This window comes from Acinetobacter sp. AM (assembly GCF_003105055.1).
In the GTDB taxonomy this organism is placed as follows: domain Bacteria; phylum Pseudomonadota; class Gammaproteobacteria; order Pseudomonadales; family Moraxellaceae; genus Acinetobacter; species Acinetobacter tibetensis.
In genome coordinates, this window is the sequence record NZ_QETG01000017.1 from 1 (window position 1) to 13,285 (window position 13,285).

Sequence of the window (13,285 nt, forward strand, 5' to 3'; positions counted from 1 at the left end):
GCAGACTTCATATGTGAAGTCTTTAAATTATCTAAAGCATGTAATGTATCGTCAATGTGTGTATAAGTCCTATTATAAAAATGCTCAGAGTCCTCCTTTATTTCAGAAGCTTGAAAAATCAAGAATCTCGCGTATGTGTACTCATTTCGTAATTCATCAAAATTTGAATGAAATACTAATGATTCTTTTAAACTTAAAGTACTATTAATCTTTTGAACCATAGATGGAAGACCTAACACGTCTTGAAATACTATTTCCTCATTCAAAAGATCATTCAAGTCATTAATAAATAATTTATTCTGGGCAACCCAATTTAAATAACGTGATTCAGTTTTTGTACTTGTTTTTTGTTTATATTCTATTAAATAATCAAATTCATTTTCTTTAAAGTTCTGCTCATACCATTGATGAAAAATATACAATGAATGATCTTGTTGAAGTGATATTTTTTGCTCTTCTTCTAATTGGTCAATATTTAAATATGCCTCTAATATAAAATTGTTTGCAAAATAATAATGAATAAATTTATGAGAATCTTCATATAATTGTTCGGTTCTAAACAGAATATCCTTTGCTTTAGATACTATTGCTACAGGATTTCTATTAATCTCGATTGCTTTATCCCAATAATATTGAGCACAAAAGCTTCGCCCTTGCGAGGAAAGAAAATTACCTAAATTTGTTAATACATCAGAAAGTAAACTAATATTTTTAGTTTCATTTCTTAAAAAGTAAACAGATTTTTGATACAAATTAACCGTATTAATTAAGTTTTTTGAATACCATTCTTGATCGCTATACTGATAAAGACCAGAACTACAATTCCCCAAAATATAATAAAAATATCCTTTGCATGTATCATTTTCGAATGCAAAAGATGTTTGCAAATGCGTATTCAATAATTCAACTAGCTCTGCCTCCCTATTTGTATCTAATAATAATTCATCTGCCAACTCAGCTAATGCATTTAGTTGCTTTATATTTAATTTAAACATTCTAATTAAATGTGAGGTTGATACTATACTTTCTACATGAATTCCAACTGAGTTACAAATTCTTCCTCGGTGGAATAGATAGTATTTAGTTATAAAAAAGCCGATGCATTTGCATCGGCTTTTTTCACATCATCGGCTAAAAACCGATTTTGCTAAACTTAAACAGTTTCAAGCGCAGCATTCAACGTTGCACTTGGACGCATTACAGCAGTTACTTTCGCTGTATCTACAGCATAGTAACCACCGATGTCCGCAGCTTTACCTTGAACAGCAGAAAGCTCCGCAATGATTTTGTCTTCATTTTCAGCAAGTACTTTTGCAAGTGGCGCAAACTTCGCTTTCAACTCAGCATCTTCATCCTGAGCAGCCAAAGCTTCAGCCCAGAACTTCGCTAAATAGAAATGGCTACCACGGTTGTCCAACTCACCTGTACGGCGTGATGGAGACTTATCATTGTCCAATAACTGACCAGTTGCTTGATCTAAAGTCTTCGCAAGAAGTTTAGCCTGAGCGTTATTTTCTTTAATGCCCAACTCTTCAAGCGAGACTGCAAGCGCCAAGAACTCACCTAAAGAATCCCAACGTAAGTGGTTTTCTTCTACGAGTTGTTGTACGTGTTTAGGCGCTGAACCACCCGCACCAGTTTCGTACATACCACCGCCCGCCATTAACGGAACGATAGACAACATTTTCGCTGAAGTACCCAATTCCATAATTGGAAACAAGTCAGTCAAGTAGTCACGTAAGATATTACCTGTTACAGAAATCGTATCTAGGCCACGCGCTACACGTTCAAGTGTATAACGCATTGCACGTACTTGAGACATGATCTGAATGTCTAAACCAGTAGTGTCATAATCTTTCAAGTACTTTTGTACTTTCTTGATGAGTTCATTTTCATGTGGACGGTACGGGTCAAGCCAGAAAATTGCAGGCATGCCTGAGTTACGTGCACGATTTACTGCAAGTTTTACCCAGTCACGAATCGGTGCGTCTTTCACCTGACACATACGCCAGATATCGCCTTCTTCCACGTTCTGTGACATCAACACTTCACCAGTTTCTAGGTCAGTGATGTTTGCAACACCCGCTTCAGAAATTTCGAAAGTTTTGTCGTGTGAACCGTATTCTTCAGCTTTTTGCGCCATTAGGCCTACGTTTGGTACAGTACCCATAGTTTTCGGGTCAAAGTTACCATTCCACTTACAGAAATTAATCATTTCTTGGTAGATACGCGCAAAAGTTGACTCAGGCATTACTGCTTTACAGTCATAAGGTTTGCCGTCAGCGCCCCACATTTTACCGCCACCACGGATCATTGCAGGCATTGAAGCATCTACAATTACGTCGTTTGGAGAGTGGAAGTTTGTAATGCCTTTCGCAGAATCAACCATTGCAAGCGCAGGACGGTGTTCTTGACAAGCATGTAAGTCTTCGATGATTTCTTCACGTAAAGACGTCGGTAAAGTTGCGATCTTCTCGTAAAGACCAGCCATACCGTTGTTTACGTTAATACCCAGCTCATCGAACAATTTGCCATGCTTTTCGAATGCATCTTTATAATAAATCTTAACGCAGTGACCAAATACAATTGGGTGCGATACTTTCATCATGGTTGCTTTAACATGCAATGAGAACAAAATACCTGCTTCACGACAGTCTTCGAGTTGTTTCTCGTAGAAGTCACACAGTGCTTTTTTGCTCATGAACATTGAGTCAATGATTTCGCCATCTAAAAGCGCAACTTTTGGCTTAAGTACAATGGTTTCACCAGACTTAGTGATCAATTCCATTTTCACGTTACGCGCGCGATCAAGCGTCATCGATTTTTCACCATGATAGAAGTCACCTTCTTCCATGTGTGAAACGTGAGTTTGTGACCATTGCTTCCACTCGCTCATAGAGTGCGGGTGTTTTTTAGCATAGTTCTTTACTGCAGCAGGTGCACGGCGGTCAGAGTTACCTTCACGTAAGACAGGGTTTACAGCTGAACCTAAGCACTTACCATAACGTGCTTTAATCGCTTTCTCTTCTTCTGTTGTTGGGTTCTCAGGATAGTCAGGAATCGCATAGCCTTTTGATTGAAGCTCTTTGATACATGCTATTAACTGAGCAACAGATGCACTGATATTTGGAAGTTTGATGATGTTTGTGTCAGGATCTTGTGTAAGACGACCTAGTTCTGCAAGATTGTCTGGCACTTTTTGCTCTTCTTTTAGGCATTCAGAGAATTCTGCAAGAACACGTGCGGCAACAGAGATATCCGTTTTAACGATCTCTACACCAGCAGATTTAGTAAAGGTCTCAATGATCGGCAGTAGCGAATAAGTCGCCAACAATGGCGCCTCATCAGTCAGTGTGTAAATGATGTTTGACTTTCCACCAGCCATATATAGCCCCTTGTGTTAAATTGAGTATTGAGAACTAGACTTTTGACCCAGTCCTACGAACCGATTGCTTGATTAAACCCTGAGAGTATCGGCCTTCAACGCTTATCAGTCAACGATATATCTTGTGATAACGACATTTCGTCAGAAAATACCCAACAGTTTATGTGGTTTTTTTAAACGTTTTTTAAAGTCAATCATTTACATATAGAACAAAATATCCCCCTGCACTATTTATTCTTGTTGTTATTCTTTCAAATCGCTAATGTTCATATGCAATTCAATATATGGCGATGCGATAACCAATTCATCTTAAATTACAATCTATTTCCTCCTGAGTCTTGAATATTTGTTGAACTTTCAAATTTCTCATTTTTATGAAAACCACTTGATCAGGCTCTATGATAATGCTAATTATGATTCAAATTTAATAAAAAATTAAGCAATAGCGTATCAAAAAAGGATGAAACATGGACACTATAAAAGGACATACATTATTTAACAATGATCAGGTGATGCAAGACATTGGTGCCCGCTTGGTCGACTATAGAGACTGTTATGCCAAAGTGCAGCTCTTGGTTGAAAAACGGCATACTCAAGGGCATGGTACTTGTCATGGCGGAATTATCTTCACTTTAGCAGATGGTGCTTTTGCCGTAGCTTGCAATACAGGTGATTACCCTGCCGTGGGACAGCACTGTAATATCAGCTACATTAAACCTGGACAGATAGGCGATGTACTCACTGCAACTGCGGAGTTACGCTCCCAAGCAGGTCGTTCCGAATTTTACGACATTCAGGTGGTGAACCAAAAGCAAGAAACAATTGCAGAGTTTAGAGGTGTATCACGGATGTTGGTTCCAACTAAAAAAGAACAACCATAACGCTGAGTTGGCTCTGCATATCCATTGTTCATTAATGTTCTGTCGCTTCTGGTGACGGTTACATAATGAAATGTTGATCTCTGATTGATTGTTTAAAATCAATCTTTTTTAAGCTTTAGGATCAATCAGATGGTTAAATATTTCTTGCCAATTGTTGGACTTGGCCTCTCTTCTTTCTGCTTTGCACAAAATCCCTTAAGTGTTCATGTACTCAATTTAGACAATGGTTTACCGTCTACAAATGTGAAAGTCGTACTTGAAACGCAGCAAAACAATCAATGGGTCGAGATCAATTCAGGTACGACCAATGAACAAGGTCGAATTACTGAGCTTTATCCCAAAGACACAGCTTTACAGAAAGGCATCTATAAAGTTACCTTCAAAACAGGTGACTGGTTCCGTCAAAAGAATCAACGTTCATTCTTTCCAGAAGTTCCTGTGGTATTTGTAATTGATGGCTCACTTGATCATTACCATATTCCACTGTTAATTAGCCCTTATGGTTATTCTACTTACCGTGGGAACTGATGCTTCAAAACTGGTTTTGAATGCAATATAAAAAACGATGCTTTACAGCATCGTTTTTTAAACTCTATTTAAACCCGACAGCTTAAGCTTTTAACCAGGCATCTGCCTTCGCCTGATCTTCCACTTTTAATTCCACAGTGGTTAAGCCAATTTCACCAGCTTGAACTTCAAATTGCATCAGCTCATCACGACGGAAGGCAAAAATAGTGAACGTCTCTTTACATTTTGCATATTGCGCCAAAAGCTTTTCACTGGCTTTTAAGCCATCAATCGCAAGGATCACGTCGTTAGCTGAAAGACCTGCTTTCGCAGCAGCACCATCACGGCGAGTTTGCTGAATCAGTACCCCTTCTGGCTTGTCTACAACTTTCATGCCAAACGGCAATGATTTGTCATTTTTTAAACTATAGCTTAAGCCAAATTCTGGGAATAATTGATCAAGCGGTAATTCATCGACTGTATTGATTAAATGGTTAATTTGTTCAATCCAATTGTCACCTGTCAACTCATTACACAGTTCAACAATCGTGCGTTCGTGTACCTGTATACCCTTTTGCGCATTTTCATACAATTTGCGCATTAAAGCATCTAAGCTTGAACCCCGTAAACGCAGACCTAAATCTAGACACAATGCGACTAAACAACCTTTGTTGTAATAGCTGGTGCCTGCGTTGTTCGAGTTTTCATCCTGACGATAGAACTTGACCCACGCATCAAAACTGGATTCCGCTACGCTTTGCACATTACGACCAGGGTTCTGTAGATAACGATCAATCTGGGTTTTTAATAACTTTAAGTAAGATTCTTGTGATACCACGCCACTGCGTAGCAAAATCAAATCATCATAATATGAAGTAAAGCCTTCAAACACCCAGAGCAAAGTGGTGTAACTTTCTTTATTTAGGTCATAATTAACCAAATTTTCAGGACGAATAAACTTGACCAACCACGAATGGAAATATTCATGGCTGCACAAGCCTAAAAAGCGCTGATAATCTTCCGAAGGTTCTACAGGTTCATCAACTTTCGGCAAATCACTACGCGGTGTAATTAAACTGGTGCTGTTTGGATGCTCTAAACCACCATAGCTATTGCCTGTTGCCATGGTCATAAAGGTATAGTTGGCAAACGGTGCCGAACCAAACATTTTAATTTCAGTGGTACAGATTTTTTCGATGTCCTGCTGCATACGCTCGGCATTCATGGCATGTTGCCCTGAAACCACAAATTCATGCGCGATGCCTTCAACATTGAAACTAAAACGAGTTTGCTCTGCCAACTCAAACGGTGCATCAATCAGTTCTGCATAATTTTTGGCTTTTAAGGTATAACGACCTTTGACCAAACTTTTAGATGCCAAGCCTGTTGCCAATTGGAAATGTTTTAATTCATCAGGCAAGAACAGTTCAACTTCAATTTCTTTTTCTTCCTGACCATCTAAACCTAAACAGGCACATGCAGGATTGACATATAAACGGTTCTGATCGACATAAGCACCACGTACGGACAAATCATAGGCATAGACATCATATTCAACCGTAATAAATTCATGATCCGTGTTGAACAAACGCCATTTATTCTTTTCAAATTTCTGAATTTTTAGAATGCGCCCCGATTCATCATACGCGCGCACAGATTCGATGTGTTTAGAAAACTCACGAATCAAGTAACTACCAGGAATCCATGTTGGGAGAGAAAGGACTTGAGTTGGGTTTGCCAAAAAACGCAGTGTGACATGTACAAGATGCTGACGATAATCGTCAAATTCGATTTGATAATGCAACATAATAGGCAGTTCAAAATAAAATAATTAATCTTAGCAGCTAGCTTAGCATTTTTTTCTAAACCGATGCAGAACTGTGTTATTTGTCTGCAACTCGGACTAGCCATCAAGTTAAAAAAGGCATAGCATTCCACTAGTTTTGTCAGTTTCTTGCTGATGGATTAGCTTGATAGGAATACCTTTGAAACGTTTCATTTACCTCCTCGCTTTATTTGCTTTGCTCTGCACTTCTTTTGCAAACGCAACACTCCTTAACTTAGTTCCCGAAAGTGTTCAAGCCGAATCATGGACGATTTTAGACACCCAATCTGGACAAGTGATTGCTGAACATAATAGCCATGCGCAGCGCGCACCTGCTTCATTAACAAAAATGATGGTCGGTTATATTGTGCTGAAAGAAATTCAAGCAGAACATTTGCGTAAAGATGAGGTACTCACAGCCACACCTGTAGTGAAAACAGTCATGTGGGATGAATCTCAAATGTACCTAAAGGAAGGCGAAAAAATTTCGGTAGATCAACTTCTGGCAGGCTTAGTTGTGATGTCGGCAAATGATGCGGCCGTGACACTTGCCGAGCGTATTTCAGGCAGTATTCCAAAGTTTGTCGAACGTATGAATCAGGAAGCAAAAGCGCTCGGTATGAAAGATACTCACTTTCAAAACCCAGCAGGCATTACTATGCCAGAGCACTATTCATCTGCAAATGATTTAGCACAATTAGGACAAGCGATCAGTAAGCAAACGCCAGACTATTTTTATTATTCCAAGCAACAAAGTTTTAGCTATAACCAACGCTTCCACCACGCAACTAATTTAGTCCTGAAAATGGACCCTACCGTTGATGGTTTAAAAACAGGCTATACCAAAGCAGCGGGTTATAACCTTGCCCTCACTGCAAATCGTCCAACCATGAACCCTGATGCACCAAATCGTCGTCTCGTGGTTGTGGTCATGGGAACCAAGAGTGCTGCAAAACGTGCAGAAGTTGCCTATGACCTGATGAATTTGGCATATACCTACACACGCAACGAAGTTGCAATTAAGGACAAGCAACTGATTGCTGAGCTACCTGTGGTGAAATCCACACTGAAAATGTTTAAAGTTCAAACGCAAGCACCTGAACTAATTACAACGTCGTTGTATGATCAACCTTATGCGATTGACTTAAGTACCTACGATAAGGCCAATCAGCGTATTATGCTCAATACAGGTGATGGCAGCTTACATCCAATTAACCCTTTGGCAGAAACAAAAACACATTTAAATATTGAAATGAATGAGCATGCTTTGACTGCTCCGTTGGCGAAAGTCATGCAGTTGGCAACCGTACATGTTTATCAGAACAACCAACTGATTCGTACGATTGCAATTGAAGATGATGTTCAAATTGAAGAAGCCAATGTATTTGAGCGCTTCTTCATCTGGTTAAAACACATCCTCCCATTTTTTGGTTCAGATGATTTTAAAGTGAAAATTTATCCACTCCATTAAAGTTAAATGCTTTAGTTTGGTTTATGTAAGTTGTTGTAACTTGTAAAACAATTCCAACACAACGAATAAAAGAAGATGGCATGTTAAGCCATCTTCTTTTTTTTAATAATAAAATAGGTCGGTCAAAATGAACGAACTACATAAAATTGTGATTGTCGGTGGTGGCGCTGGAGGGTTAGAGCTGGCTACTTTATTGGGAGAACATTTTGGTAAACAGGCTAAAGCCAAAATTATTTTGGTTGACCAAAACCTAACGCATATTTGGAAACCGTTATTACATGAAATTGCAGTCGGTACACTGAATGCCCACAGCGAAGAACTGAATTATTATGCTCATGCAGCGCAACATGATTATGAATTTGTCTTAGGTCGCTTTACTGAATTAGATCGAAGCAATAAAAGTATTTTATTAGAACATCCACTTTCTGGTGCGAACGAAGATCAGCATCACTATTCCCTTCGCTATGACACACTTATTTTTGCCCTCGGCTCTACATCGAACGACTTCAACACAGAAGGCGTACGTGAACATTGCCATTTTCTAGACAGTCGTGCACAAGCCGAGCAATTTCAGCAACAACTTTTGCACTTGTATGTGGCCGCACAAACTCAGTCTTCGCCCACGGATTTGAATATTGCCATTATTGGCGCGGGTGCAACTGGAGTAGAATTGGCGGCAGAACTGGTACAGAGTACACAAAGCTTTCATCAATATGGGCTCAATAAAATCGACCTCAAACGAGTAAAAATCGCACTCATTGAAGCTGCTGACCGAATTTTACCTGCACTGTCAGAGAAAATATCGCAACATACTTTACGCGAGCTACATCATGCCAATATTCAAGTTTTGACCCATAAGCGGGTCAGCAAAATTGATAAAAAACACATTTATTTCGCTCATGGTGCCAGTATTCCCGCAGATCTAAAAGTTTGGTGTGCAGGGATTCAAGCGCCAAAAGTATTTCAACAATTGACGGAATTTGAAAAAGATCATTTAAATCGTTTAAAAGTCTACGCGACCATACAAACCCAAACAGACCCGAATATTTTTGCTTTTGGTGATTGCGCACATTGTCAACCCATTGCCGATGAACCTGTACTTGGACCTCGCGCACAAGTCGCGAGTCAACAAGCGCATTTCTTGGTGAGTGCAATGTCTGCACGAATTAAAAACAAAGCACAACCGATGTTTAAATTTGCAGATAAGGGCTCCCTAGTGTCATTAAGTCATCATAAAGCTGTAGGAGAATTACTCGGGCAAGTGAATGTGCAAGGTTGGGTGGCGAAATCACTCTACATCTCGTTATATCGTATGCATCAAGCAACCTTACATGGATATACCCGCACAGCTTATTTTATGGCAAAAGATGCAATGAACAAAAAACTGGCACCTAATATTAAATTGCATTGAATTTTTTCAAACTGCCCTTATTAACTTTAAAATGTCGTAAAAAAGTACAAATTGCAGAATTTTTGATGAAATACAGTCAACAAATTCTGCTTTTCACTTTATGATGTACCCTTAAAAATTGAATGGATCAATAACATGACTGCTATTGCAAATAACCACGTGGTTTCTTTCCACTACACATTGACTAACGCAGAGGGTGAAACTCTCGACCAATCTCAAGGTGAACCACTTGCATATTTGCACGGTGCGGGCAACATTATCCCTGGTTTAGAAAAAGCGCTTGAAGGCAAAACAGTAGGCGAAAAATTTACTGTTAACGTTCCTGCTGCTGAAGGCTATGGCGAATACAACCCAGACCTAGTACAAGAAGTTCCAGCGCAAATGTTCCAAGGCGTTGACAACATTCAAGCGGGCATGCAATTCCAAGCGCAAACTGATGACGGCGTTCAAATCGTTACTGTTAAAGCAGTTGAAGGCGACAACGTAATCGTTGATGCAAACTTCCCACTTGCTGGTCAAGACTTAACTTTCGCAGTTGAAATCGTAGAAATCCGTGAAGCTTCTCAAGAAGAATTAGATCACGGTCACGTACACGGTGCGGGTGGTCATCACCACTAAGATCGAAAGATCAAAAAAGGGCAAATTTAACTTTGCCCTTTTTTACACCTAGTGTTTTATTTTTATACATCTCATCCTACTGAATTTTAGCAAATCGTTTTAGAATCAAGATAAGTTGTTTATTCAAGTACTAAGCTCATGCAATTGATTTGGTTCCGACAAGACTTACGTATACAAGACCATGCTGCTCTTTGGTATGCCACGCAAACTGACTCCTGTATTGCTGTGGTTATCTTGTCTCCCGAACAGTGGGCTATTCACCATGATGCTCCTGTTAAAATAGATTTTTACTTACGTCAATTACATTCATTAAAAGAACAACTCCATCAACTCAATATTCCTCTCATCATTCACCAAGTGCCTTTGTGGAAAGATATTCCTCAAGCTCTACTGGATTTGAGTACAACATATGCAGTAGAAACGCTTCATGCCAATATTGAGTTAGGTGTGAATGAGTTAAAGCGTGATAGCGAAGTTCAAAATCTACTCCAGCAACATAAAAAATCATTAGAACTTTATCAAGATCGTACGCTTTTCCCAATTGGTTCCATCCGGAATAAATCACAGCACCCCTATCAAGTCTTTGGTGCATTTAAAAAATATTGTTATGAACAATTCAGTTTGAGTCTACCTCAGTGCTACCCGACACCTATCGCTCAAGCACCTGTTAATCTCATGGTAGATAACAAGGTTCCTAAACTCACTGAATTATGGAGCAATACACTTGATGATGATTTTGAAACTCAATGGCCTGTCGGTGAAGACTATGCCTTACAACGCTTAGATGATTTCATTAAAAACAAAGTTAGCTACTATCATAATGAAAGGGACTTTCCTCATTCACAGGGTACCAGTCAAATATCAGCTTATTTAAACATTGGTATGCTTTCCATTCGCCAATGTATTCAAGCTCTATTCAGAGCGCAACAAGGACATTTCCTCCCTGAAAATTTAGGACAGCAAACATGGTTAGATGAACTGCTTTGGCGTGAGTTTTATCAACATATCCTGTATGACTTTCCGCAGGTATCTAAGCACCAACCTTTCAAAGCAAGTACCCAATATATTCAATGGCGTGATGCACCTGAAGATTTAGCGGCATGGCAACAAGGACGGACTGGCATCCCGATTGTTGATGCAGGAATGCGACAACTGCTTGCCACGGGCTGGATGCACAATCGTGTCCGTATGATCACTGCAATGTTCTTATGTAAAAACTTACTGATTGACTGGCGGCTTGGCGAACAATGGTTTATGCAACATTTAATTGATGGTGACTTAGCTGCAAATAATGGCGGTTGGCAATGGTGCGCATCCACAGGTACAGATGCTGTACCCTATTTTCGGATCTTCAACCCAATTAGCCAATCACAAAAATTTGATGCCAATGGCGACTATATTCGCAAATGGCTACCCGAGTTAGCCCATCTCGATGCCAAAAGTATTCATGAACCATTTGCCAAAAATGCAAACTTAAAACTGGATTACCCTCACCCTATCGTTGATTTAAAATCCAGTCGTCAGCGGGCAATTGATGCCTTTAAAGGTATCTAATCCATTTAGCTGATAAAGTACACTAAAGTTTCTTTATCAGCATTTTCAAACTGTTGCCCATCGTAGGCAGAAGAATATGGAAGTGCTCTAATAATAAACAATTTATACGTGATTTTTCATGTTATACTTCACTCAATAATCTACCCAGCTACATTCTTTTCGAATCTGGTCTTTCTATAACCAGATTCTTGCTGACTTAATTCCTAGATTAAATAACTTGATATCTCCTCGGACTAAAACGTTGTCCTGATCAAGTTTGCTTTACTTACATTGAGCAAATCTATCTCACAAGTATGATCTTGCCCAAAGATTTTGATTGGCGATATTTCGCTACTCCCAAAAGTCAGATCTTCACATGAAGAATGCTGTTTTGTTGACTTGCGCTATGCTTGCATACAACAACATGAAGTGTGGTTAGCTTTGATGAATTTGAGTCAGTTATGAGCCATTCATCAGATCTTATTTGACTGAATCATAAGTCTAATATGCACTTAACTGTGCATATACAACTTCGTCAATCGGTACATCTGTATATAAAGTATCTAGCGAACAAGGCAATAAAGGGTAGATGAATCTCTTTTTTTTCCTTCAATGAGGTGCTTATGCGTACATTTCTAGTGGTTTTACTCACATCATATTACTTGGTTGGCTGCCAAGGAGCTGTGACACCTCCTCCACCGTCTACACAACCACTTATTCAAGATACGCCAAGTGGCTGGGTTGGCTAAATTAAAAAGCCCCTTTGTTTTAAGGGGCTTATTTTTAAGTGGTGCTTGATAAAACATTCATAAAGAACCACTCAAGCGTGATCTTCAGATTTTTAAGCTGCTTGTTCATCACGCTTAAAGACCAACTCACCTTGCATTGAACTGACTGCATCAAAATAATAACCATCGGTATTGAAAGATTTTAAATCTTCTACGCAATTCAATTGATTCTGAATGATATAACGCGCCATTAAGCCACGTGCTTTCTTCGCATAAAAACTAATGACTTTGTATTTGCCATTTTTCTGATCTAAGAATACAGGCTTGATAATTTCAGCCTTCACTTTACTTTCTTTCACAGATTTATAGTACTCATCCGAAGCCAAATTCACCAACAAATCTGAATTTGCCTCTTCTAAATCAGCATTCACCAATTGCGTAATCTTGTCACCCCAAAACTCATATAAATTATGACCACGCGCATTGGCTAATTTGGTGCCCATTTCTAATCGATACGGCATCATCAAGTCCAAAGGACGCAATAAACCATAAAGACCAGACAACATACGTAAATGTGTTTGTGAAAATTCCAAGTCTTGCAAAGTTAAATCGTAAGCATCTAAACCTGTATAAACATCGCCTTTAAAAGCAAAAATGGCCTGACGAGCATTGGAAAAATTAAACTCAGGTTGCCAGTCACGGAACCGAGCTACATTTAATTGGGCAATTTTTTCACTGACACTCATTAAACTGGCGATTTCTGAAGCAGATAGTTTACGACTTACGTCTATAAGTTGTTGTGAATGCTCTAATAGTCTTGGTAAAGTGTATTGGTCAGTTGGAAGTGCAGATTCATAATCTAAAGTCTTAGCAGGAGAAATTAAGGCAAGCATATACAATTTGATTAAAAAATAATTAAACAAACT

The 13,285-nt window shown here is 39.0% G+C and carries 10 protein-coding genes and 1 pseudogene; 7 read left to right on the forward strand and 4 right to left on the reverse strand.

From position 1 onward, the window contains the following. Together DCO44_RS10285 and DCO44_RS10290 are read right to left on the reverse strand one after the other, a co-directional pair. A pseudogene (locus tag DCO44_RS10285) lies at positions 1–995 on the reverse strand (hypothetical protein); the annotation flags it as partial. Between the two features lie 158 nt (positions 996–1,153). Next, positions 1,154–3,385, reverse strand: a complete 2,232-nt coding sequence (locus DCO44_RS10290) for an NADP-dependent isocitrate dehydrogenase (protein ID WP_116761611.1) — start codon at positions 3,383–3,385, stop codon at positions 1,154–1,156. Positions 3,386–3,852: 467 nt separating this feature from the next. Here DCO44_RS10290 and paaI point away from each other — a divergent pair, with 467 nt between their 5' ends. Together paaI and uraH are read left to right on the forward strand one after the other, a co-directional pair. Continuing rightward, positions 3,853–4,266 carry a hydroxyphenylacetyl-CoA thioesterase PaaI gene (paaI, locus tag DCO44_RS10295; RefSeq protein ID WP_116761613.1) on the forward strand — a complete coding sequence of 138 codons (414 nt, stop codon included), beginning with the start codon at positions 3,853–3,855 and terminating at the stop codon, positions 4,264–4,266. Between the two features lie 129 nt (positions 4,267–4,395). Beyond that, entirely contained in the window at positions 4,396–4,794 is a 399-nt protein-coding gene (uraH, locus tag DCO44_RS10300; RefSeq protein WP_116761615.1) for a hydroxyisourate hydrolase, read from the forward strand. Between the two features lie 82 nt (positions 4,795–4,876). Here the strand turns inward: uraH and DCO44_RS10305 are convergent, their stop codons facing one another. Further along, positions 4,877–6,580, reverse strand: a complete 1,704-nt coding sequence (locus DCO44_RS10305) for a M61 family metallopeptidase (protein ID WP_116761617.1) — start codon at positions 6,578–6,580, stop codon at positions 4,877–4,879. A gap of 178 nt (positions 6,581–6,758) precedes the next feature. Here DCO44_RS10305 and DCO44_RS10310 point away from each other — a divergent pair, with 178 nt between their 5' ends. The 5 genes from DCO44_RS10310 to DCO44_RS16930 all read left to right on the forward strand — a co-directional run bounded on the left by DCO44_RS10310 (position 6,759) and on the right by DCO44_RS16930 (position 12,380). Next, positions 6,759–8,069 carry a D-alanyl-D-alanine carboxypeptidase PBP6B gene (locus DCO44_RS10310; RefSeq protein ID WP_116761619.1) on the forward strand — a complete coding sequence of 437 codons (1,311 nt, stop codon included), beginning with the start codon at positions 6,759–6,761 and terminating at the stop codon, positions 8,067–8,069. A gap of 127 nt (positions 8,070–8,196) precedes the next feature. Next, the gene (locus DCO44_RS10315; RefSeq protein ID WP_116761621.1) at positions 8,197–9,480 is read left to right on the forward strand and encodes an NAD(P)/FAD-dependent oxidoreductase; all 1,284 of its coding nucleotides are present in this window, start codon (positions 8,197–8,199) and stop codon (positions 9,478–9,480) included. A 135-nt stretch (positions 9,481–9,615) separates the two neighbouring features. Beyond that, positions 9,616–10,098: a peptidylprolyl isomerase gene (gene slyD, locus DCO44_RS10320; RefSeq protein WP_116761623.1), complete on the forward strand. Its 483-nt coding sequence runs from the start codon at positions 9,616–9,618 to the stop codon at positions 10,096–10,098. 138 nt (positions 10,099–10,236) lie between these two features. Next, positions 10,237–11,652 carry a deoxyribodipyrimidine photo-lyase gene (gene phrB, locus DCO44_RS10325; protein ID WP_116761625.1) on the forward strand — a complete coding sequence of 472 codons (1,416 nt, stop codon included), beginning with the start codon at positions 10,237–10,239 and terminating at the stop codon, positions 11,650–11,652. A 602-nt stretch (positions 11,653–12,254) separates the two neighbouring features. After that, a complete protein-coding gene (locus tag DCO44_RS16930; RefSeq protein ID WP_264757391.1) occupies positions 12,255–12,380 on the forward strand; it encodes a hypothetical protein in 126 nt (41 codons plus the stop codon). Positions 12,381–12,472: 92 nt separating this feature from the next. Here DCO44_RS16930 and yaaA read toward each other — a convergent pair whose 3' ends face one another. Next, the gene (gene yaaA / locus DCO44_RS10330; protein WP_116761627.1) at positions 12,473–13,252 is read right to left on the reverse strand and encodes a peroxide stress protein YaaA; all 780 of its coding nucleotides are present in this window, start codon (positions 13,250–13,252) and stop codon (positions 12,473–12,475) included. Positions 13,253–13,285: the final 33 nt, after the last annotated feature.